The 22,344-nt window shown below is 68.3% G+C and carries 14 protein-coding genes; 7 read left to right on the plus strand and 7 right to left on the minus strand.

Translation table 11 applies throughout. From position 1 onward, the window contains the following. Positions 1–2: 2 nt before the first annotated feature. From ACTMTF_RS40035 to ACTMTF_RS40045, 3 genes are all read right to left on the minus strand, one after another. Positions 3–2,018: an RICIN domain-containing protein gene (locus ACTMTF_RS40035; protein WP_441115332.1), complete on the minus strand. Its 2,016-nt coding sequence runs from the start codon at positions 2,016–2,018 to the stop codon at positions 3–5. Further along, positions 2,015–4,741 carry a beta-L-arabinofuranosidase domain-containing protein gene (locus ACTMTF_RS40040; protein ID WP_441115333.1) on the minus strand — a complete coding sequence of 909 codons (2,727 nt, stop codon included), beginning with the start codon at positions 4,739–4,741 and terminating at the stop codon, positions 2,015–2,017. Before ACTMTF_RS40040 ends, ACTMTF_RS40035 begins: the two co-directional genes overlap by 4 nt. A gap of 335 nt (positions 4,742–5,076) precedes the next feature. After that, positions 5,077–6,573 (minus strand): endo-1,4-beta-xylanase, encoded by a 1,497-nt coding sequence (locus tag ACTMTF_RS40045; RefSeq protein ID WP_441115334.1) that lies wholly within the window; start codon positions 6,571–6,573, stop codon positions 5,077–5,079. A 501-nt stretch (positions 6,574–7,074) separates the two neighbouring features. Here ACTMTF_RS40045 and ACTMTF_RS40050 point away from each other — a divergent pair. The 3 genes from ACTMTF_RS40050 (at position 7,075) to ACTMTF_RS40060 (ending at position 10,671) form a co-directional block, all read left to right on the plus strand. After that, positions 7,075–8,406, plus strand: a complete 1,332-nt coding sequence (locus ACTMTF_RS40050) for an extracellular catalytic domain type 1 short-chain-length polyhydroxyalkanoate depolymerase (RefSeq protein WP_441115335.1) — start codon at positions 7,075–7,077, stop codon at positions 8,404–8,406. A 134-nt stretch (positions 8,407–8,540) separates the two neighbouring features. Further along, positions 8,541–9,776, plus strand: coding sequence for a cellulose binding domain-containing protein (locus ACTMTF_RS40055; protein ID WP_441115336.1), 1,236 nt, complete (start codon positions 8,541–8,543; stop codon positions 9,774–9,776). A gap of 13 nt (positions 9,777–9,789) precedes the next feature. Next, positions 9,790–10,671 carry a hypothetical protein gene (locus ACTMTF_RS40060; protein WP_441115337.1) on the plus strand — a complete coding sequence of 294 codons (882 nt, stop codon included), beginning with the start codon at positions 9,790–9,792 and terminating at the stop codon, positions 10,669–10,671. A gap of 30 nt (positions 10,672–10,701) precedes the next feature. Here ACTMTF_RS40060 and ACTMTF_RS40065 read toward each other — a convergent pair whose 3' ends face one another. Continuing rightward, entirely contained in the window at positions 10,702–12,324 is a 1,623-nt protein-coding gene (locus ACTMTF_RS40065; RefSeq protein ID WP_441115338.1) for a GH39 family glycosyl hydrolase, read from the minus strand. Between the two features lie 127 nt (positions 12,325–12,451). Here ACTMTF_RS40065 and ACTMTF_RS40070 point away from each other — a divergent pair, with 127 nt between their 5' ends. Next, positions 12,452–13,645: an RNA-guided endonuclease InsQ/TnpB family protein gene (locus ACTMTF_RS40070; protein WP_441115339.1), complete on the plus strand. Its 1,194-nt coding sequence runs from the start codon at positions 12,452–12,454 to the stop codon at positions 13,643–13,645. 70 nt (positions 13,646–13,715) lie between these two features. Here the strand turns inward: ACTMTF_RS40070 and ACTMTF_RS40075 are convergent, their stop codons facing one another. From ACTMTF_RS40075 to ACTMTF_RS40085, 3 genes are all read right to left on the minus strand, one after another. Beyond that, the gene (locus ACTMTF_RS40075) at positions 13,716–14,531 is read right to left on the minus strand and encodes a carbohydrate ABC transporter permease (RefSeq protein WP_441115340.1); all 816 of its coding nucleotides are present in this window, start codon (positions 14,529–14,531) and stop codon (positions 13,716–13,718) included. An 88-nt stretch (positions 14,532–14,619) separates the two neighbouring features. Then, positions 14,620–15,561 carry a carbohydrate ABC transporter permease gene (locus ACTMTF_RS40080; RefSeq protein WP_441115341.1) on the minus strand — a complete coding sequence of 314 codons (942 nt, stop codon included), beginning with the start codon at positions 15,559–15,561 and terminating at the stop codon, positions 14,620–14,622. 93 nt (positions 15,562–15,654) lie between these two features. Next, a complete protein-coding gene (locus ACTMTF_RS40085; protein ID WP_441115342.1) occupies positions 15,655–16,968 on the minus strand; it encodes an ABC transporter substrate-binding protein in 1,314 nt (437 codons plus the stop codon). A 175-nt stretch (positions 16,969–17,143) separates the two neighbouring features. Between ACTMTF_RS40085 and ACTMTF_RS40090 the strand changes: the two genes are divergently transcribed. The 3 genes from ACTMTF_RS40090 (at position 17,144) to ACTMTF_RS40100 (ending at position 22,286) form a co-directional block, all read left to right on the plus strand. Then, on the plus strand, positions 17,144–18,187 hold the full coding sequence (locus tag ACTMTF_RS40090; protein WP_441115343.1) for a LacI family DNA-binding transcriptional regulator: 1,044 nt from the start codon (positions 17,144–17,146) through the stop codon (positions 18,185–18,187). Positions 18,188–18,583: 396 nt separating this feature from the next. Continuing rightward, complete coding sequence (locus ACTMTF_RS40095; protein ID WP_441115344.1) at positions 18,584–20,749, plus strand: alpha/beta hydrolase; 2,166 nt, start codon at positions 18,584–18,586, stop codon at positions 20,747–20,749. A gap of 166 nt (positions 20,750–20,915) precedes the next feature. After that, the gene (locus tag ACTMTF_RS40100; RefSeq protein ID WP_441115345.1) at positions 20,916–22,286 is read left to right on the plus strand and encodes an ABC transporter substrate-binding protein; all 1,371 of its coding nucleotides are present in this window, start codon (positions 20,916–20,918) and stop codon (positions 22,284–22,286) included. The last annotated feature ends 58 nt before the right edge of the window (positions 22,287–22,344 follow it).

Here is a 22,344-nt window from a genome sequence, read left to right on the forward strand (position 1 = left end):
GGTCAGGGGGTGGTGAGGTCGAAGCGGCGCACGGTGACCGCGCCGCCGAGGGACTGGGTGGCGTAGTTGAAGATGCCGAAGCGGTAGCCCATGAAGAACTGCCAGGCGTTGTTCAAGGTGAAGGCGGGGCCGAGGCTGGTGAAGGTGCTGCCGTCGGTGCTGTAGGAGAAGCGGGCCTGCCGGCCGGAGCCGGGCCGGATGTCGGCGTTGACCCGCAGCCAGAGCCGGTCGCCCGAGATGTTCGCGCTCGCCGCCTCGGTGCCGGTGCCGGTGGTCTGCCACGAGCTGTTCATGGTCAGGCCGTTGGTCATCACGACCCGCTTGACGCCGTTGTCGCGTTTGACGCCGATCCAGGCCGACTGGTCGCGCAGCATCGCCAGCCCGGCGCGGTCGCCGTTGGTCATCTGCGCGTGGTCGAGCTCGATCGTCGCCGTCGACGACGGGCCCTGGATGCGGTGGGTGAGCGTGTTGCGGGCGTTGTAGAGGTCGCCTGTGACGGTCGCGGTCTGCAGGCGCAGGCCGTTGCCGGTGGAGTAGCGGCCGGTGTCGGGGTTGTGGTTCCACTCCCAGCGGTGGCCGAGGCTGCCCGAGGTGAAGGTGTCGGGTCCGATCATGGACGCCACGGTGCGGCTGGTCTGGATGTTCGGCTTCGGGTAGTTGACGCCCCATCCGCCGTTCACGGTCTGCACGGTCGGCCAGTCGCCGGTCCAGGTGATCGGCGCGAGGGCGGGGACCCGGCCGCCGGGGTAGGCGTCGACGAAGGACATGTAGTACCAGTCGCCGTTCTGCGTCTGGACCAGCCCGCCCTGGTGAGGCACGCCCCCGCCGGCGATGGGGCCCGGCATGTCGAGCAGGACCTGACGCATCTCGTACGGGCCCCACGGCGAGGTGGAGCGGAGCACGTACTGGCCGTTGGCGGGGCGGGTCAGCCAGATGTAGTAGTAGCCGCCTCGCTTGTAGAAGCGGGCTCCCTCCAGGGTGCCGACGCTGCTCGGGGTCTGGAACACCTGCTGGGCGCGCACCTGGCTGAGCCCGTCGGCCGAGAGCTGGGCGACGCTGATGGTGCCGTTGCCGTAGGCGACGTACATGGTGTCGTCGGTGTCGACCAGCAGTCCGGCGTCGTAGTAGCAGTTGTTGATCTGTGAGCGCTTGGTCCACGCGCCGTCGACGGCGGAGGCGGTGTAGACGTAGGTCCGGTTGAACTCGACGCAGCCCATCCAGTAGTAGGTGTCGTTGCTAGGCCGGTGGTTCAGGGTCGAGGCCCAGATGCCCTTCACGTACGCCCGGCCGCCGGTGAGGTCGTAGGCGCCGGAGTTGAAGTCGAGCCTCGGGACCGAGTGGCCGGCGTACTCCCAGTCGACCAGGTTGTAGGAGCGCAGGATCGGCGCGCCCGGCGAGTAGTGCATCGTCGAGGCCGAGTAGTAGTAGGCGTCGCCGACCCGGATGATGTCGCCGTCGGCGAAGTCCTGCCAGACGACCGGGTTGGTGTAGCCGCTGTTGCCGCCGTCGATCCGGACGAGCTGCCATTGCTGGTTGGCGCCGCCCCAGTCGTCGTACTGGACGATGTTGCCGCCGTCGGCGGTGGAGGCGCCCTGGACCTCCAGGGCCTTGCCGCTGTGGCGTGAGATGAGCCGTACGTGGCCGTCGGAGCTGTCGGCCAGCCGCCACTGCTGGTTGGTCCCGTTGAGGTCGGCCCATTGGACGATGGCGCCGCCGTTGGCGGTGGAGAAGTTGTAGACGTCCAGGACCTTGCCGGAGTGGCGGGACTTCAGCCGGTAGTAGCCGTCGCCGGAGTCGACGAACTGCCATTGCTGCTGGTTGCCGTTGTTACGGGTCCACTGGGTGATGCGGCCGCCGTCGGCGGTGGACAGGTTGTAGACGTCCAGGGCCTTGCCGCTGTTGCGGTTGACCAGGACGTACCACGCGTTGGTGTCGACCGTCGCGGCCGATGCCTGGGAAGGTGTGAGGAACACACCCACGAGAAGCAGCGAGGAGAGAACCGCGAGCACGCGTCTCACAGGAACCTCCAGAGGTTGTCGTTCGCGCCGTTGTCGTCGGCGAGCACGACCTGCGCGCCCTGTGCGGTGCCGGCCAGGCCGAGGACCCGGCCGCCGTTGGCGCACTGGATGCGGAAGGCGGCGCCCGACCCGTGGCGCAGCCGCCAGCGGTGGTCGGCGGTGCCGTTGTCGGCCCACTGCACGACGCGCGACCCGGCGGCGGTGCCCATGTTCTGCACGCCCAGCACCTTCTGGCTGCCCGAGTTGCGCAGCCGCAGGTAGCCGCCGGTGTCGACGATCGCCGTCCACAGGTGGTCGGTGGTGCCGGTGTCGCCCCACTGAATGACGAGCGCGCCGTCGGCCGTGGACATGTCGGTGACGCCGAGCACCATCCCGGTGCCCACGTTCTGGATACGCCGTGCGCCGTTCGGCACGAACCGCCACTGGTTGTCCGGGCTGCCGTTGTCGGAGTCCTGGACCACCTGGGCGCCGTTGGCGGTCGACCCGTTCTGGATGCCGAGCAGCTTGGCGCTGTGGACGTTGCGGATCTTGACGGAGCCGTCGCCGGCGTCGCTGATCGTCCAGCGGTGGTCGGCGGTGCCGGTGTCACCCCACTGGAGCACCCGGGCATTGTCCGCGGTCGACATGTTGTCGACGCCGAGCACCTTGCCGCTGTGCACGTTGCGGAACCGCAGGGCATTGCCGTCGACGACCGGGACCCAGTCGTGGTCGGCGGTGCCGTTGTCGGTCCACTGCAGGGCCAGGCCGCCGTCGGCGGTGGACATGTTCTGGATGCCGAGGGCCAGTCCACTGGCCGCGTTGATCAGCCGGAAGCTCGCCGCGCCGGTGTCGCCCGGGCCACCGGTGTTCCAGTAGACGACGTAGTTGTGGTCGTGCGCGTCGTAGAACGGCCCCAGCCGCACCGACGCCCCGTTGGCCGTGGCCGTGAAGGACAGGGAGGAGGTGCTGGTCCGGGTGATCGAGGAAGGGGTCAGGGCGGGGGCCGCCGACAGGCCGGTGTCGCCGTAATCGCCCGACAGCACGACCGGGCCGTAGGTGATGGCCTGCATACCGGGGTTGTCGTTGGCGGCCTTCATGACCACCCGCATGGGCAGCCGCACGGTCACGGTGTCGCCCGAGGTCCACGACCGGGTGAGGCCGGCGTAGGTGCCCGGGGTGGTGGCGATGTTCTGCTGGGCCCCGTTGACGCTGATCGTCGCGCCCTGGGTCCAGGCCGGGATGCGGATGCGCATCGTCCACGCTCCGCTCACGTCGCCGGTGACCCGCAGCGAGGTGGTGTCGTCGGCCGGGTAGGAGGTGGTCTGGGTGACCGTGATGCCGCGCTGGGTCCAGTCGAGCGTGGCCGGTGCGAACAGGTTCACGAACAGCGTGGTTCCGTCGTGGAAGTAGATCGAGTCCATCAGCTTGGTGTTGGTCTCGATCCCGGTGCCCTGGCAGCACCAGAAGGAGTTGTAGGCCGTGCTCCAGGTGCCGCCGCCCCAGGCCGGGCCGACGCCTCGCCGCCCGCCGGGGTTGAGCGGGGTGAAGTAGGTGACGTGCCCGTGCGGGTCCGACGGGTTCTGCTGCCCGATCAGGTGGTTGAGCAGGGCGTTCTCGTAGTAGTCGAAGTAGTCGGCCCGGGTCGGCGACAGCAGCCACAGCTCCCGAGTCAGCTTGAGCATGTTGTAGGTGTTGCACGCCTCGCCGGTGTCCCTGGTCAGGTGGGCGGCGATCGCGTCGGGTGCGCGGAAGTGCTCGGCCTGGCTGTTGGAGCCGTTCACGTACGTGTGCGCGCCGACGGTGATGGACCAGGCGTTGGCGGCGATGTCGCGGTAGCGGGTGGTGCCCGTCGCCTTGTACTCGCGGGCGGCCCCGATCCACTTGGGCACCTGCGTGTTGGCGTGCGATCCGTTGAGCCGGTCCTGGTTCGCGGCCAGCGGGTCGAACACGGCCGCGTGGTCGAATCGCTGGGCCGTGGCCAGCCAGCGGGAGTCGCCGGTCATCTGGTACAGGTCCGTCAGCACGGCGTTCATGCCGCCGAACTCGGTGCCGAGCATGGCCTGCATCCGGCTCGCGCCGAGTCGTGACGTGCGGGCGTCCACCCATCCCGCCAGGGCCAGCAGCACGGTCCTGGCCTGGGTGTTGCCGATCAGCCGCCACACGTCCAGCAGCCCGGCCAGGGTCTTGTGGAGGCAGTAGTACGGCACGTTGCCGTTGGTCAGGGTGCGGTTCTCCACGGCTGTGATGTCCGACTCGGGGAAACCGGACAGGTAGCCGCTGGTGAATCCGGCGGCGCCGTTGTTCGCCTGGCATCGGGCCAGCTCGGCCACCATGTGGCCGGCCTTGTCCCGGCAGGTGGTGTCGCCGAGCACGGCGTAGGCCTGCGCCCACGCCGTCAGGAAATGGCCCTGCATGTGGGACCGGAACGGGAAGCCGGGCGCGTCCCAGCCGCCGTTGGCCGCCGCGCCGCCGGTGGACAGCCGGTGGTTGGCCCGGAAGACGTACAGGAGCCGGTCGACGTCGACGAAGCGCAGGTAGCTGAGGGTGCGGTTCTGGTTGTCCAGCCAGCGACCGGAGGTCAGCCGGACCTGGCCGAGGTCGAACTCGTACGCCGAGACGCCGATGTCGGATCTGGCCCAGGGGAGTGCGGCCAGAGCGGGGGAGGGGCCGGCTATCTGGTCGGCGACCGAGAGCGCGGCGGTCGCGCCCGCGGCCTGGAAGAGCTGACGACGGCTCAAGGACATCTGGAGCTCCTTGGAGATGGGGGGTGGTGACCGGCGTCTGCCGGTCACGGGTGCACCGGGCCAGGCCGCCCTCCGGACGAAGTGTTAGCGCTAACATTCGACCCTGTGAAACAGTGCGGCCTATTCCGTCGCGGAGTACATCCGACGATCAGGCCCGGAGTCAATGAGCGGCGCCCCTCGCCGGCCTGGGCCCTGCCGTCGGAACGCCGTCCCGCCTGGAGTTCCGCATCGCTCGCGCAGGTGAAAGTTTCACCGGGTCACCCGGCTCACCTTCCCTCGGCCGCCTCATCGGGGCCGAGGGAAGGTCGCGCCGGAGCGCGGTCAGCAGATGCGGTTCACGCCGTGTGGTGGGTCCACTTCTGGTTGTTACCGCCGTGGCAGCTGTACAGCTGCAGCCCCGTGCCGTTGGCGGTTCCGGCGCCGACGGCGTCCAGGCACAGCCCGGACTGCACGCCGGTGATGGTGCCGTCGGAGTTGACGCGCCATTTCTGGTTGTCGCCACCCCAGCAGGAGTAGATCTGGATCCTGGCGCCGTTGCCGGTGCCGGCGGCGTCCAGGCACTTGTTGCCGTACACCTTCAATTCCCCTGCTGAGGTCTGCGTCCACTGCTGGTTGCTCTGACCGTTGCAGTCCCACAGTTGCACCGCGGTGCCGTCGGTGGTGCCGGCGCCGGGCACGTCCACGCAGCGGCCGGAGGCGGTGCTCGTGATCTGCCCATCGCCCGGGGTGGGCGTCGGGTCGGGATCGGGATCGGGGTTCGGGTCCGCGGCGTTGAGGGCGTTGAGGACCGAGGTGTAGGCGGCCTTCTTGTTGCCGTTGCGGTCGAAGAGCAGGGGGCTGGTGTTCTCGCCCAGCCAGGAGTCGCTGTCGCGGACGCCCCACACGGTGATGCCGGTGCAGCGGGGGACGGCCAGGCAGTCGTTGGTCACGTTGGCGTAGGTGGTCGCCGAGCCGCCCTGGATGTCCAGCTCGGTGATCTGTACGTCGACGCCGAGGGCGGCGAAGCTCTGGATGGTGGTGCGGTAGTTGCTGTTGTAGGGGCTGTTGCCGTTGAAGTGCGACTGGAGGCCGACGCAGTCGATGGGCACGCCGCGGGCCTTGAAGTCGCGGACCATGTTGTAGACGCCCTGGGTCTTGGCCCAGCTCCAGTTGTCGATGTTGTAGTCGTTGTAGCAGAGCTTGGCGGCCGGGTCGGCGGCGCGTGCGGTGCGGAAGGCGACCTCGATCCAGTCGTTGCCGGTGCGCTGCAGGTTGGAGTCACGCCGGCCGCCGGAGTTGCCGTCGGCGAAGGCCTCGTTGACCACGTCCCAGGCGTAGATCTTGCCCCGGTAGTGGTTCATCACGCCGTTGATGTGGTCGATCATCGCCTGGCGCAGCGAGCCGCCCGACAGCGACTGCATCCAGCCCGGCTGCTGGTTGTGCCAGGCCAGGGTGTGCCCGCGGACCCGCTTGCCGTTCTGCACGGCCCAGTTGTAGACCCGGTCCCCGGCGGAGAAGTTGAACTGCCCCCGGTTGGGCTCGGTGGCGTCGATCTTCATCTCGTTCTCGGCCGTCACCATGTTGAACTCGCGATTGGCGATCGTCGTGTAGGCGGAGTCGCCGAGCTTGCCCGAGGCGATGGCGGTGCCGAAGTAGCGTCCGCTCTCCGCGGCGGCCGCGCCGAGCGTGCTCGCCGCGGCATTGGCCGGAATCGCCGTCGCCAGTGCCGTGATCAGGCCGAGTGCGCCGAGCGCGCCGGTGACCAGAGCCCGGCGGCGCGCCCTGAGCGGCAGTCGGGCGGTGGGTGGGGACATGGCGTTGACACGCATGATCGAGCCTCCGTAGAGAATCATGGGGAAAGGATCGTGCGGGACACACCCGCAGGACCGACGCCGCGCCCCGGTGGGGACGCACATCACAGGCGTCGTGACGGCGGTCCCCCCGTGAGCGCCACCGAGCCGGTAGGGGGATCACCTCGGCCATCAGTGTGAGAATCTCGCCGAAAATTGTCAAGGATGTCTTAGAAAGTTTCGGCGGCCCTCGGCCTTGCCCGTGTGGGTTTCGCTGGCTGGATGCCTGGCCGGGGCCCTTGAAAGTTTCGGCGCATGGTCGCCAGATGGGGGCGTACGTGAAAGTTTCATGACGACGCTCTCGCTGATCGACCGGGGTCCGCATCGATAATCCGAGGTCAGCGCACAGGGGTGCCGGCCCCGCCGGACCGCCGCACGTTAAGGCGCTCTTGACAGTATCTTTCCGCCTCGTATTTGCTCCTACCGCCACCACCTCCACCCCGCCCCGAGGGGAGCTCGACCAGCCAGCGGTTTGTTAGCGCTAACAAGCGGAGAGGCGAACCCATGAAGCGAAGCGCACCGCGTACGGGAAGGTACACGGGCATCCGAGCCGCCCTGGTGGCTCTGATCACGGCGGTGACCACCGCGCTGGCCCTGTTCCTCACGGCGGCGCCGGGAGCGTCGGCGGCGGTCCTGACCGAGGTGACGAGCTTCGGCGCCAACCCCGGCGGTCTGCGGATGTATCTCTACGTCCCGGACAGGGTGGCGCCCAATCCGGGCGTCCTGGTGGCGATGCACGGCTGCAACGGCTGGGCCCCGAACTTCCACCAGGGCACCGAGTTCGCCTCGCTGGCCGACCGGTACGGCTTCGTCGTCATCTACCCGCAGGCGAACAAGAGCGCCAACGGCATGTCGAACTGCTTCGACGTGTGGTCCGACGAGGCCCTGCGGCACGGCGGCGGCAGCGACCCGGTGTCGATCGTCTCCATGACGAACCACGTGCTGCAACGCTACGGCGGCGACCCGCAGCGGGTGTTCGCCACCGGCTTCTCCTCCGGCGCCATGGAGACCCTCAACCTGCTCGCCACCTACCCCGACGTGTTCAAGGCCGGCGCGCCGTTCGCGGGAGTCCCCTACGGTTGCCTCGGCCCCGCCGGGTGCGGCGACAAGACACCGCAGCAGTGGGGTGACCTGGTCAGGAACGCCTACCCCGGCTACACCGGGCCCCGCCCGCGCGTGATGGCCTGGCACGGCACCGCCGACTCGGTGCTGCCGTACACGATGTTGCAGGAAGAGGTCGACCAGTGGACCAACGCGCACGGACTGAGCCAGACCCCCGCCTCCACTGACAGCCCGCAGTCCGGCTGGACCCGGCGGGTCTTCGGCTCCGGGCAGGTCGAGGCGTACACCATCACCGGCGCCGGCCACGACCTGCCGCGCACCGGGATGGCCGCGTACGCCATCCGCTTCTTCGGTCTGGACGGCGGCTCGTCCACCACGACGCCGACGCCACCAGCCGCCGGGCGGATCACGGGAGTCGGCTCCGGGCGCTGCCTGGACGTGCCCGGCGCCGCCACCGCCGACGGCACCGCGGTGCAGCTGTGGGACTGCAACGGGCGCGGCAACCAGCAGTGGGACGCCACCTCGGCCGGCGAGCTCAGGGTCTACGGCAACAAGTGCCTCGACGCGGCCGGCACCGGCAACGGAGCCGTCGTCCAGATCTACTCCTGCCACGGCGGCGACAACCAGAAGTGGCGCCTGAACGCCGACGGCACCATCACCGGCGTGCAGTCCGGGCTGTGCCTGGACGCCGTGGGCCAGGGCACCGCCAACGGCACCCGGATCCAGCTCTACTCCTGCCACGGCGGCGCAAACCAGCGCTGGACCCGCACCTGACACACCGGTACGGCGACCGTGTCGTGGAGCGGATCGCCGACCGGCGCCACCTTCTACGTCGAGACGGCCGCAGGCACCGACGGCCGCTCCGTCGACGACGCCTCCTTCCAGTGATCCCGAGTGGGAGTCATGTGATGTCAAGGCACCGCACGTTCTTCGCAGCGATCGCTGTCGCGGCGCTCCTCGTCCTGGCCACGGGCCATGCGGCGATGAGCAGCGACGCAGGCACGGGCGCGGCGCCCGCCGGCGCCCTCGCGACGACCGCCGGATGCGGCAAGACCCCGACGCTGAGGAGCGGTACGCAGTCGATTCAGACCAGCGGCAAGAACCGCTCCTTCATCCTCCGGCTGCCCGACGACTACCACAACGGCACCCCCTACCGGTTGATCTTCGGCTTCCACTGGCTGGGCGGCACCGCCGCGGACGTCGACTCCGGCGGGAGCAGCGGATATCCCTGGTCCTTCTACGGCCTCAGGCAGCTGTCGGACAACGGCGCGATCTTCGTCGCGCCCCAGGGCTTCAACAACGGCTGGGCGAACAGCAACGGTGAGGACGTCATCTTCGTCGACGACCTGATCCGGCTCATCGAGGCGGATCTCTGCGTCGACACCTCGCAGCGCTTCGCCACCGGTTTCAGCTACGGCGGCGGGATGAGCTTCTCTCTCGCGTGCTCGCGGCCGACGGTCTTCCGGGCGGTCGCGGTCTTCTCCGGCGCGCAGCTCAGCGGGTGCAGCGGCGGCACCGAACCCGTCGCGTACATGGGGTTGCACGGCCTCGGCGACACGGTGCTCGGCATCGCGCAGGGACGGGCCCTGCGTGACAGGTTCGTCCGTAACAACGGCTGTACCGCGCAGAACCCGCCCGAGCCGAGTTCGGGCAGCCGCAGCCACATCATCACCACCTACTCCGGGTGCCGGGCCGGTTATCCGGTCGTCTGGGCCGCGTTCGACAACGGCCACACGCCCGGCCCGGTGGACGGCACCTACACCGACAACGGCGTCACGACCTGGACCAAGGCGGCGGTGTGGACGTTCTTCTCCCAGTTCGGGAGCTCCTCGACGCCGACCCCCGCACCCGGTGGGTGCACGGCCACGATGGAGACCGTCAACTCCTGGTCCGGCGGTTTCCAGTCCACCGTGACCGTCCGCGCCGGCGGCGGCGCCGTCGACGGCTGGACAGTCGGCTGGACCTGGCCGGGCGGGCAGACGATCAACAGCCTGTGGAACGGCGTCCGCTCCGGCTCCGGAGCCGGCGTGACCGTACACAACGAGGCCTACAACGGCTCCATCGCCCCCGACGGCACCACCACGTTCGGCTTCACCGCCGCCGGCGCCCCGGCCACCCCCGCCCTGACCTGCGACGCGTCCTGAAGGAAAGAGCCAGATGCGTAGGGTCCTGAGATGGCTCCTGGTGATGTCACTGGCCGCCGGTTCCCTGGTCGCGATCGGCGGTACGTCTTCGCCGGCCGCCGCGCTGGAGAACGGGCTCGCCCGTACGCCCCAGATGGGGTGGAACGACTGGAACACCTTCTTCTGCGACGTCAACGAGAGGCTCATCCGGCAGACCGCGGACATCATGGTCTCCAGCGGCATGGCGGCGGCCGGCTACGAATACGTCAACATCGACGACTGCTGGTCCACCAGGAGCCGCGACGCCAACGGCGACCTGGTGCCTGACCCGCAGAAGTTCCCCAGCGGCATGAAGGCCCTGGCGGACTACGTCCACGCCAAGGGGCTCAAGCTCGGCATCTACTCCTCGGCGGGCACGACCACGTGCGCGGGGTACCCGGCCAGCCTCGGGTACGAGCAGCGTTACACCGCCATGCGGGACGCGCTGGCCGCCACCGGACGCCCGATCGTGTACAGCCTGTGCAACTGGGGCCAGGAGAACGTGTGGACCTGGGGGATGCCGGTGGGCAACTCCTGTCGCACGACGGGCGACATCGCCGCGAACTGGAACTCCATCATGGGCATCCTGGACCAGCAGGTCGGGCTGGAGGCGTACTCGGGGCCGGGCGGCTGGAACGACCCCGACATGCTGGAGGTCGGCGTCGGCGCGCTCACGGCGACCGAGGGACGGGCCCACTTCAGCCTGTGGTCCCTGCTGAACGCGCCGCTCATCGCGGGCAACGACCTCCGGTCGATGAGCGCCGAGACCCGCTCCATCCTGACGAACACCGAGGTCATCGCGGTCAACCAGGACGGCACCAAGCTGATCATCTGGTCCTGCAACGGCGGTGCCAACCAGCGGTGGACCCGCACCTGAGGACTCCACGACCCCGGGGCGGTGATGCGCTCAGGCCCGCTGCCGCAGCGACATCACCGCCCAGGGCGCGAGTTCGACGTCCAGTTCGAGCACGCCGTCGGCGGGCACGGTCAGCGTGAACCTGAGGAGCGAGTCGGCGACCCCGCTCAGGTACTCGCTCTCGGCCCTGGTCAGGTTGAGGGGTGAGCCGAGCCGGTACCAGGCCTCGGCGGCGTTGCCGTGCTCCCAGTCCACGATCTCGGCCAGGAACGTCGTGCCGGGCTCCAGCCCGCCGATCGAGTGGCGGATCCGCCGGGGCGGCCCCACCTCGGCCGGCGCGCGTGCCGCCGGGTACGAGTTCGCCGAGCCCACGCCCTTCATGGCCATGTCCTCGGGGTAGTTGTAGAACACCGCCGACACGGCCGACGTCCGGCTGTCCCGGGTCACGACCCCGTCGGAGGTCGCGAGGAGCAGCCGGTCGCCGAGCCGGGCCAGCATGGTGAACGCGTGGAACGTGGGCTTGTGGATGCCGCCCTCGTTCACCAGCCCGAACCCGCCGTGGAACGGCCCGATCCCGGCGCCTCCCTCCTCGAACACGTCCGTGAAGGCCCAGTAGGAGATGGAGTCGGCGAGGGTCGCGCACTTCAGGTACGACCGCGTGATGGAGGTCGCCGCGAACGGCGTGTCGTGGATGAAGTCGCGGGCCGACGGCGACGTCGACCACTCGGTGATGTGGATCTCCGCCTCGGGGTACGCGCTGTTCCGCACCAGCTTGCGCAGGAGGGTCAGGTCGTCGAACGTGGCATCGGCGTACCGGGTGATGTGCACGGCCTCGCCGTTGGCGCCGTACGCGAAGTCGGTGGGGTAGAGGTGGGTCGAGATGAAGTCGATCGGAAGGTCGCGTTCCTCGCACCAGGCGATGAAGTCCTCGATCCAGACCGGCTGCCAGTCGAGCGCGTCCACGTCGGTCGCGGCAGCCGTCGCGAGCGTCGCGGAGCGGTCCTCGGTCTCGCCCTTGTAGCGGTCGTCGGGTACGAAGACGCTGGTGGCGGGCCCACCCACCTTCAGGGCGGGATCGATCTTCTTGATCGCCCGGACGGTCTGCTCGTAGAGCTCGAAGTACTCGGTCTTGGTGCCGGTCCAGAAATGGGGGACGAGGTTCGGCTCGTTCCACACCTCGAAGCGCCACTGCCGCACCTCGGCGAGGCCGTACCGGCCGATCCAGTGCTCGACCGCCTTCGTGACCAGCTCGACCCAGCGCGCCATGTCCTTGGGCGGGCTGCAGTGAGCGCCCCACCAGAACACGGTCTCGGTCTGCGTCGCCAGCTCGCGAGGCATGAAGCCCAGCTCGACGAAGGGACGGACCCCGCTGTCCACCAGGAAGTCGAACACCTTGTCCACATAGCTGAAGGTGTACACGGGCGCGGCAAGGGGCGCGTCCGGGCCGAAACCGCCACCGTAACTCTCCCGGTACACGAACATGTCGTCGTGAAAGACGCCGTGAAAGCGGATGTACCGGATTCCCAAGGCGGCGACTTCGGCGAACTGCCGTTGCCAGTCCGCGCGCAACGCCTCGTTCGCCCGCCCCGCGCCGATACACCAGCTCCAGACGTGCGGGAGCACACTCTCCCCGCGCAGCTCCCCGTCGATCCGGAGCCGGGGTTCCTTCTTCATGGCCGCACCCCCTTCACCAAGCACCTGCAGCGTGGATGCCCGGTCTTTCAGGGCGGGGAGGAAACGCGGATCGGTCGGGCACTTCTGTCTCCCGGTTTTGTCGGTGTTGATCGGTAGGTTGGTCGGCGTGTCCCGCTACCGGCTCCAGCCCTCGTCTGACCAGGAGGCGGCGCTTTTGGAGCATTGCAGGCACGCCCGGTACGTATGGAATCTCGCGGTTGAGCAGCACGCCTGCTGGATGCCAGGCCGCAAGTCCGCGCCGGGGTTCGCCGAACAGTGCCGCCAGCTGACCGAAGCGCGGGCGGAGAACGAGTGGCTGCGAGCCGGGTCGATCACTGTGCAGCAGCAGGCATTGAAGGACTTCGCTCAGGCCATGTCCAGCTTCTTCGGCAGGACCCAGCGCAAGCCGACCTGGCGCAGGCGCGGTCAGGGAGAAGGGTTCCGGATCGTCGCGGTCAAGCCCGGCGATGTCCGCCGGGTCTCCCGCAGCGTGGGCGAGGTCAAGGTGCCGAAAGTGGGGTGGGTGCGGTTCCGCTGGTCCCGCGCCGTCCCCACGGGCGTCAAGTCGTATCGGGTCACCCGTGACCGCGCCGGGCGCTGGCATGTCGCCTTCGCCGCGATCCCGCAACCCGTCCCCGCGCCGGGTACGGGTGAGGTCGTGGGTGTGGACCGCGGTGTTGCCGTGTCGGCCGCCCTGTCCACCGGGCAGATGCTCAACGCGCCCACCCTGCGCGATGCGAAGAGAGCCCGCCTGCTGCGGCTCCTGCGTAAGCTCGCCAGAGCGAAACGGGGATCGAACCGGCGTGGCAAGGTCAAGGCCGCCATCGCCCGGCTCAAGGCGCATGAGACCGACCGGCGCAAAGACTGGGTGGAGAAGACCTCTACCGACTTGGCCCGGCGCTTCGACGTGATCGCTGTCGAAGACCTGAAGATCGCTGGCATGACCCGTTCGGCGAGGGGCACCGTTGCCGAGCCTGGCCGGAACGTTCGCCAGAAGGCGGGCCTGAACCGGGGCATCCTCGCCAGCGGGTGGGGCCGGCTGGTGGCGCGGCTGGAGGAGAAGGCTCCCGGCCGGGTCGTGAAGATCAGCCCCGCGTACACGAGTCAGCGTTGCTCGGCGTGCGGGATCGTGGATCGGCAGGCGCGCGAGAGCCAAGCGTCCTTCCGGTGCCGGTCCTGCGGATACGCCGGCAACGCCGACGTGAACGCGGCACGCAACATCCGACACGCGGCAGGGCATGCCGTGTCCGCGCGGGGAGGCCTGCCGTTGGGCAGGCCTGTGAACCGTGAACCTCAACGCGACCTCCTTTTTTGTGGGTAGTCGCTGCTGGAATCCCCCGCCTTCAGGCGGAGGAGGATGTCAAGAAAGACTTCAACGGACTACTTACTAGCTAGCCCTTGATGGCGCCCATCGACAGGCCCGACTGCCAGTACCGCTGCAGGCTGAGGAACGCGATGATCAAGGGGACGATGGTCAGCAACGCGGAGGTGATCACGAGGTTCTGGACGAGGGCGCCGTTCCCGGCCGCCGAGCCCAGCTCGTTCCACTGATTGATGCCGACCGTCAGCGGATACCAGTCGGGATCCTTGAGCATGATCAACGGCAGGAAGTAGTTGTTCCAGATCGAGACGAACGAGAACAGCAGGACCGTCACGCTCGCCGGCGCGAGCAGCGGGAGCGCGATCTGGAGGAAGGTCCTGAACTCCCCGGCGCCGTCGATCTTCGCGGCTTCCAGCAGGCCGGTCGGCACGGCCTCGGCGGTGAACACCCACATCAGGTACAACCCGAACGGGTTGATGAAGGACGGGATGAGCACCGCCCATGGCGTATCGGTCAGGCCGAGCTGCGCGAACAGCAGGAACTGCGGGATCGCCAGTGCGATGCCGGGGACCGAGATCGACCCCAGCACCACGAGAAGGAACACCCGTTTGCCGGTGAAGTCGAGCTTCGCCAGGGCGTACCCGCCGAGCGCGGCCAGGAAGGTCGAGACGGTCGCACCCACGACGACGTAGAGCACGGTGTTGAGCAGCCACCGGGAGAAGATCCCGTCCTGGTAGCCGAAGACCTGCACGATGTTGTCCCAGAGGGCGAACTCGCGGCCGGGAGCGAGCCCGAACGACGACACGAAGTCGGCTTGCGACTTGGTCGCGTTGATGACCAGCCACACCAGCGGCAGCAGGCAGTACAGCGTGAACAGGCCCGTCATCACGGTGAGCGTCGTGCTCTTCCTCGGATTGCCCACCGTGTGGAGCCGGCCCCCGCGACCGGAGGTCTGCCCGGCCCCGCCCGGTCGGCTAGTGGTCCGACGCATTGCGCAACCCCCTGATCTGGACGGCGTAGGCGACGGCGATCGTGATCACCGCCATGACGAGGGCGAGTGCGGCCGCATAGCCCTGCTGGGACCCGGTGAACGCCAGGTTGTAGGCGTACAGGTTGGGCGTGTAGAAGGTGGTGACGCCGCTGTTGGCCACCATCGAGGGCAGGATCTGCGGCTCGTTGAACATCTGGAACGTGCCGATGATCGAGAAGATGACCGTGACGACGAGCGAGCCGCGCAGTGCCGGCAGTTTGATCGCGCGCACGATCTGGAGCTCGTTCGCGCCGTCGATCGCGGCGGCCTCGTACAGCTCGCGCGGGACGGCCTTGAGCGCGGCGTAGAAGATGAGCATGTTGAAGCCGGTGAACGCCCACGTCACCATCACCCCGATGGAGATGAGCGTGGTGTCGGGGGCGAAGGGGTTGAAATCCGTGCCCAGAGCTTCGTTGAGGCTGCCGAACAGGCCGTACTTGATGCCCAGCAGGAATCCCCACATGAGCGTCGACACGATCGCCGGCACCGCGTAGGGAAGGAAGATCGTCACCCGCAGGAATCTCGTGCCGTGCAGGCGCAGGGAGTCCAGCGCGAGCGCCAGCGCCATGGCGAAGATCAGCATGACCGGCACCTGGACGAGCGTGAACCAGAAGACGCGTCCCACCCCGTCCCAGAACTGCGGATCCTGGAACAGCTTGCTGTAGTTGGCGAATCCGACGAACGTGGTGCCCCCGACGAGCTTGTCCTGGAAGAAGCTGAGGTAAACGGCGTACAGGATGGGCACGATGAACACGAGCGCGAACAGCGCCCCGAAGGGTGCGATGAACGCCAGTCCGATCTGTGGCCTGCGTCGCCTGCGTGTCGGCGTCGGATGCCGCTGTCTCGCGTCCGGCAGTGCCATGGCCGAAGCGGTTGCCTGGTCCATGTCGTGTTCCTTCCGATCCATCGCGATGCCCGGCTCCCTCCCGAGGGGGCCGCGACCTCTCGCGGGACCGGCCCCCGTCCTGATGCCGAGCCGCTAGTCCACCTGGAAGCCCTGCTCGTTGCCGTACTGGATGCAGCGCTGCCGCCACTGTTCGAGGATCTCGGCGAGCGAGCCCTTGCCCGTCGTGTAGAACGGCGATGCGAGGTCGCCGTAGATCGAGCGCGCCCACTCGAAGAACGGCGGGTACTGCCAGCCGCTCCCGACGATCTCCGTGGCCTCGGCCAGCACGACGCCGGTCTTCTGGTCGCCGAAGTACGTGTTGGCCTTGTTCCGGAACTCCTTGTTCTCCAGCACTGATGTGTTCGGCACGAAGGCGCCCGCGTCGACGCGGGTCGCGAGACCGCCGCCGTGCGTGAAGTACTCCAGGAACTTGAAGGCCGCTTCCTTGTGCTCGGCCGCGGCCGGGATGCCGAAGGAGCTTCCGCCGTTCGCCGCTCCGACCTTGTCACCTTGCTGCCACTGCGGCATCAGGGCGACCCTGAAGTCACCGCCGGCCTTCGGCGCGCGCTCGGGCAGGGTGGAGGTCAGCCAGCCGCCCATGGTCTGGGTGGCGAGGGTGCCGTCGTTGAGCGCCCGGTTCCAGTCGTCGGACCATCCCGTGATCTTGGTGTTGATCAGGCCCTCGTCGAGCATCTTCTGCCAGAAGGCCACGGCCTTGGTCGTGCCGGCGTCCGTGAAGTCGATGTGCACCTTGGTGCCGTCCACCGTGAACGGCCGGCCGCCGGCCTGCCAGATGAGAGAGAGGAGGAAGAAGATGTCGCCCGTGTCCTGGGCGATGTAGTAGTCGTCGCCGAGGGCGCGGATCTTCTTGGCGGCCTCGTAGTAATCGTCCCAGGTGGCCGGGGGCTCCTCGATGCCGGCCTTCTTGAGCGTGGCCGCGTTGTAGAACATCGCCGACGGGCCGTAGTCGGAGGGCAGCGCGTAAACCTTGCCGTTGACCGTCACGTCGCTCCACGCGGCCGGGACGTAGTCCTGCTTGAGCTTGTCCACCCCGAACTCCCCGAGGTCGGCGAGCTTGCCGGGAACGGCGAAGTAGGGGACCGCGAAGTATTCGAACATCACGAGGTCGGGCACACCGGAACCGGCCTGGATGGCGTTGTCGAGCGACTTGTACTGATCCTGGGACGAGCCCGCGTTGACGACCTCGACCTTGATGTTCGGATTCGCGGCCTGGAAGCCGGGAACGGCCTTTTCGACGGTGCCGTCCCAGCTCCAGACCGTGACCTTCACCTGCTCGTCACCGCCGCCACCGCCAGTTGCGCTGCCGCTGCCGCCCGAGCATGCGGTCAGCGCGAGCATCGGCACGAGTACCCCGGCAAGAAGCCTGACCTTCTGGGGGAGGCGCATGGGCCTCTCCTCTCGTCCTGAGCTGCTACCGAAAAAAGTTCGCAACTTGTTCGTTGTTGCGAGGACATTAGGTGGCGTGTCTGGGCCGTGTCAACGGGGGTAAAAGCGGAAAAGCCTAGGGAGAAAGGTTCGTGGTAGATTTCGAAATAATTTCGTAGCCCTGAAGGGAGCCCCGATGCAACGGCGAGGTCGTTCCGAGCGAGCCACGTTGGCGGATGTCGCCCGGCTGGCCGGCGTCTCGCCGACGACCGCCTCGAAGGTCCTCAACGGGCGCAGCGATGTAGGGGCGAAGACGCGCGAGCTGGTGCTCGGGGTCATGGCCGAGATCGGCTACAAGCCGACGGCGGTGCGGCACGAGCAGACCCGGGACCGCACCCTCGTCACCGTGCTCGACATTGTGGAGTCCCGTTACGCCGGAACGGTGCTCCAGGGGATCCTCGTGGCGGCGACCTCGGCGCAGGCGGAGCTCCTGCTCCGGCTGCCGCCCGGGGAGCCGATCAGCACGAGCCGCGCGGCGGCCCGGGCCTGGCTGGAGGCGGAGAGGGCGTCCGGGGTGGTCGGCATCATCGCGCTGGCCGTCGCCGTGCCCGACTCGGTGCTCCTCGCCGCGGAGGATCTCGGGGTGCCCATCGTGACGATCGATCCCATCGATACGACCGAATCACGTCTCGTCAGCATCGGCTCCACCAATTGGGCGGGCGGTCGTTCGGCGACCGAGCACCTCATCAAGCTCGGCCACCGCAGGATCGCCTGGATCGGCGGGCCGCTGGGCTCCGCCCCCTCGCTGGAGCGCTTCCACGGCTATCAGGCCGCGCTCGACTCGGCCGACCTGGCGCCGGACCGCGCGCTGATCCGCCACGAGGCGTTCTCCGTCGAGGCGGGACAGCGGCACGGCCATGACCTCCTCGCACTCGACGAGCGGCCGACCGCCATCGTCGCGGGCAACGACGAGATCGCCGTCGGGGCCCTCGCCGCGGCCAAGGGACTCGGCATCTCCGTCTCGGGCGAGCTGTCGGTCACCGGGTTCGACGACACGCCACAGACCGAGTGGACCACGCCCCGGCTCACCTCTGTCCGGCAGCCTCTCGTCGGCATGGGCCGGATGGCCGTCGAGACCGTTCTCGGCATGGCGGACGGCGTCCAGCCCGCCTCCCGGCACCTTCAGTTGGCGACCACCCTCAGCGTCCGCGACTCGACGGGCCCCGCCCCGTCCTCCTGAACGACCCGCTGCTGGAGGAGAGCGGGAAGCTAGGCATAAGCATGACGAACGCCAGCTGGAAAGGTCTTGTTTTCCACGATCGTCATCGCTTACCTTGGCCGCCTGCGAACGTTAACATCAGCGACTACGACCAGTGAGGACAGCATGGCCAAGGGCCCGTTCGGTCATCGAGCGGCTCGCCGGTCGCCACCGCAGCGCCGAAAACCCTAGGTGAGCGGGACGCCACCCAGGAGTACGGCGTCTCAGCGCACCTGACATTCGCGGCAACGAACGTCAGGTGGGCACATTGACCCCGCGACGGATGGAGGTGCGAACACCGACCACGAACTAGCCACCGCATGAATCAGGCCGGCCAGTCGGGCATCAACCGTGGCCGGCCATCAGGGGAGTTTACGTATGCCATTTTTAGTTTATCACGGCAGGTCACGCCCTCAGGGCGGGCGCCGGCTCACCGCGGTGATCGCCGCTGGGGCGATGGTGATCGCGGCGATGTTGCTCGCGCCGCTGCCCACGGCGGCGGCGGACACGCCGTGGCTCACTGTCTCCGCGGACGGCTACGCCTCCTTCAGCGTTCCGGTGGCCTCCGTCGAGGCGGCCGTGGGCCAGGTGTCGCAGGTCGTCATCGAAGGGAACTTCGGCCCCTCTTCCGCCTGGGCGGAGTTCGGGCTGACCCGCCGGGGCGACGCCTGGTCGGGCGTCCTCGGCCCGCTCGCACCCGGGCTGTACTCCTACCAGGTCACCGGCGACGGCACCAAGGGTGTCAAGGATCCGACGAACGACGCCGGCGTGGCGTCCAAGCCTCTCTGGAGCACCTTCTTCGTGGCGGGTGACGCGGCGCGCCTGCTCGCGGACGCGCCCGAGGGCCAGGGCGGCAAGGTCGAGACCCTGACCTACCGGGCCAAGCGCCAGGAACGGTCGGCTCTGGTGTGGACGCCCCCGGGGTACAGGGGCCACAAGACTTACCCGGTGCTGTTCCTGCGTCCCGGCGACGGCGCGAGCGCCACCGACTGGCTCGACCTCGGCCGGGCCAAGCAGATCCTCGACAACCTGTCGATCCAGCGGGCCATGGCGCCCATGGTGGTCGTGATCAGCGATGGGCCGGGTGATGACAAGGATCTCCGGAGAGCGGTCGCCGACCGCTACCGCGTCCATCGCGACCCGGCGCATCAGGCGATCGCCGGGGTGGCCGAGGGCGGGACGCAGGCGCTGCGTGCCGCGCTGACCCGCCCCCATCAGTACGCCTACGCCGGCTCGTTCTCCGGTCTCCTGAGCGATGGCGCCGGCCGGGCGGACGCGAACGAGATCAACCGCCACGTCAAGCTGTTGCGTCTGTACACGGGGAACGTGACGGACCCCGCGTACAACGTGGCCAACCGCCTGACGAAGGCGCTGGACCGCGCCCATGTCGCGTACGAATTCGACGGGGTCAACCCCGATGCCGGGGCGAACTGGAACGCCTGGCAGGAGAACCTGATCGACTTCGTGCCCCGGCTGTTCCGCAGGGTGTCGGACCACGGTCCGAGCGACGGTCACGGGCGGTTGAAGGGCGAGTTCAACCCGCCGGCGCCCGGCACCACTCCGACGCCGTTCGTGACCGAGGACGGCTTCGTCACCTTCGAGACCACGACGGACTTCCAGAACGCTCAGCAGGTCACCGTGTGGGCGAACTGGGCGCCCAACGGCAGCTGGCTGCGCATTCCGCTGACCCGCACGGGCGACCGGTGGCGGGGGACCGTGGGCCCGCTCGACCCGTGGTTCTACTACTACCGGCTGATGGTCGACCGGGTCGCGGTCAAGGACGCGTCCAATCCGACGAAGGTGACCACCGAGCCGACCTGGAGCACCTTCCTCGTCCCTGGAGACGAGGCGCGCCTGCTCACCGACGTTCCCGCCGGTCAGGGCGGAAAGGTGGAGAGCCTGACGTACCGGAGCTCGGTCGCGAACCAGGACCGGACCGCGCTGGTCTGGACCCCGCCGGGATACGACCCCGACCGCGCGGAGCCGTACCCCGTCTTCTACCTCCAGCACGGTGGGGGCCAGAACTACACGGACTGGGTCGAGATGGGACGCGCCAAACAGATCCTCGACCACCACTTCCTTGACGGGAACCTGGCGCCGATGGCGGTCGTGATGGGCAACGGCAACGTGTCCGACTTCAACAAGGAGCTGCTGGAGAACCTCGCCCCGGCGGCCCGCGCTCGCTACAACATCTCCAGCGACCCGTCGCAGCAGGCCCTGGCCGGCCTCTCGATGGGAGGCGGGCAGACGTTCGGCATGCTCAAGGCACACCCGGGTCAGTTCGCCTACGTCGCGGCGTTCTCGGCCGGGTTCGGCAGTGCCGCCGGCGTCGACGCGGAGGCGATCAACCGGGGCACCAAGCTGCTGCGCCTGTATGTCGGCGACCGGACCGACTTCGTCTACCCATCGTTCATGACGTCCCTCACCACCATGACCGACCTCGGCATCCGTTACGAGTTCGACGGGGTCACCCCGGGGCCGCACGGCTGGGACGTGTGGCAGAAGAACCTCATCGACCTGGCACCACGTCTGTTCAAGCGCTGAGCAACCCATCCGGTCGGCCTACGTCGCCGGACGTGGGTCGTGTTAGCGCTCACATGAAGATCGGTACGAAGGACGGGGCGCGTCACCCGCGCCCCGTCCCCGCCGCTCGCTCGGTTTCACCGGCGCACGAACCTTCGTGCGCCGCGATCGCAAGGGAAATGTGCCCATGAGAAAGAACTGGCTCTCCGCGGCGGCCAAGGTCGCCGCCGTGACCGTGTTCGCGACCGTGCTCGCGGCCTGCTCCTCGGGTGGAGGAGGGGGTACGAGCACCGCGAGCGGCGGCGGCGCGAGCAACTGCACGAACACGATCCCCAAGAAGGATCTGCCCGTCGTGACGATGTGGGGCTGGTACCCCAACACGCAGCTCGTCGTCGACAACTTCAACAAGCAGAACGCCGAGGTGCAGGTCTGCTGGACCAACGTCGGCCAGGGCAGCGACGAGTACGACAAGTTCCAGACGGCCATCTCGGCGGGGACCGGCGCCCCCGACGTGATCATGATCGAGATGGACCGGATCCCGACCTTCCAGATCCAGAACTCGCTCGTCGACATCAAGAAGTACGGCTTCGACGCCGTCAAGGCCGACTACAGCGCGGGCGCGTGGAAGGACGTCTCCGTCGGTGACGCGGTCTACGGCGTGCCGGTCGACGGTGGCCCGATGGCGATGATCTACCGCAAGGACATCTTCGAGAAGTACGACATCACGCCGCCGAAGACGTGGGCCGAGTACGAGCAGGCGGCCCAGAAGATGAAGGACGCGGGCGGCCCGGCGTTCGGCGACTTCGCCGCGAACGTGTCGGCCCTCACGATGGCGCTGCAGATCCAGAAGGGCGCGGCCCCGTTCACCTACGACCCGGCGCAGCAGAGCTCGATCGGCGTCAAGCTGAACGACCAGGCCTCCAAGGACGTGCTCGACTACTGGGGGAACCTTGCGCGCAAGAAGCTGGTCGGGACGCAGGACCAGTTCACCCCGGAGTACATCTCCGGCGTGATCAACGGTAAGTACGCGACGTACATCTCGGCGGCCTGGGCGCCCGGTTACCTCTCCGGTGCCGGCGTCGGCAAGGGTGAGGACACCGGCAAGTTCGCGGTGGCGCCGCTCCCGCAGTGGGATGCCGACAACCCCGTGCAGGTGAACTGGGGCGGATCCGCCTTCTCCGTGACCAGCCAGGCAAAGAACCCCGAACTCGCGGCGAAGGTGGCCTACGGCCTCTACGCCGACAAGGAGTCGCTCACCCACGGCTGGACCAACCAGATCATCTTCCCGCTGAACCTCAAGGCGCTCAACGACCCCGCATTCGTGAACCTGAAGGTCCCGTTCTTCGACGGTCAGCAGGCCAACAAGGAGGTCTACGTTCCCGCGGCGAACGCCTACAAGGGCGTCACCTACGCCCCGTTCGGCCAGTACTACTTCGACGCCATGACCAAGCAGGTCAGCGCGCTCATCGACGGCTCCGTCACCGGTGCGCAAGCTGCGGACCTGATTCAGGAGGACGTGGCGAAGTACGCCAAGGAGCAAGGCTTCACCGTTCAGTGACGGAAAAGGGTGGGCCGTCTTCCACGGGCCGGCCCACCCGCGATCCTCCCGGAGTTCA

Origin of the sequence: Nonomuraea sp. ZG12, from assembly GCF_052068115.1 — a bacterium.
Taxonomy (GTDB): domain Bacteria; phylum Actinomycetota; class Actinomycetes; order Streptosporangiales; family Streptosporangiaceae; genus Nonomuraea.

Excerpts from the sequence above, each read along its gene's own strand:
- ACTMTF_RS40100 (WP_441115345.1), top strand. The coding sequence starts at position 20,916 with ATGAGAAAGAACTGGCTCTCCGCGGCGGCCAAGGTCGCCGCCGTGACC.
- ACTMTF_RS40065 (WP_441115338.1), bottom strand. The coding sequence starts at position 12,324 with ATGAAGAAGGAACCCCGGCTCCGGATCGACGGGGAGCTGCGCGGGGAG.
- ACTMTF_RS40080 (WP_441115341.1), bottom strand. The coding sequence starts at position 15,561 with ATGGACCAGGCAACCGCTTCGGCCATGGCACTGCCGGACGCGAGACAG.
- ACTMTF_RS40075 (WP_441115340.1), bottom strand. The coding sequence starts at position 14,531 with ATGACGGGCCTGTTCACGCTGTACTGCCTGCTGCCGCTGGTGTGGCTG.
- ACTMTF_RS40040 (WP_441115333.1), bottom strand. The coding sequence starts at position 4,741 with ATGTCCTTGAGCCGTCGTCAGCTCTTCCAGGCCGCGGGCGCGACCGCC.
- ACTMTF_RS40095 (WP_441115344.1), top strand. The coding sequence starts at position 18,584 with ATGCCATTTTTAGTTTATCACGGCAGGTCACGCCCTCAGGGCGGGCGC.
- ACTMTF_RS40045 (WP_441115334.1), bottom strand. The coding sequence starts at position 6,573 with ATGATTCTCTACGGAGGCTCGATCATGCGTGTCAACGCCATGTCCCCA.
- ACTMTF_RS40090 (WP_441115343.1), top strand. The coding sequence starts at position 17,144 with ATGCAACGGCGAGGTCGTTCCGAGCGAGCCACGTTGGCGGATGTCGCC.
- ACTMTF_RS40050 (WP_441115335.1), top strand. The coding sequence starts at position 7,075 with ATGAAGCGAAGCGCACCGCGTACGGGAAGGTACACGGGCATCCGAGCC.
- ACTMTF_RS40060 (WP_441115337.1), top strand. The coding sequence starts at position 9,790 with ATGCGTAGGGTCCTGAGATGGCTCCTGGTGATGTCACTGGCCGCCGGT.
- ACTMTF_RS40085 (WP_441115342.1), bottom strand. The coding sequence starts at position 16,968 with ATGCGCCTCCCCCAGAAGGTCAGGCTTCTTGCCGGGGTACTCGTGCCG.
- ACTMTF_RS40055 (WP_441115336.1), top strand. The coding sequence starts at position 8,541 with ATGTCAAGGCACCGCACGTTCTTCGCAGCGATCGCTGTCGCGGCGCTC.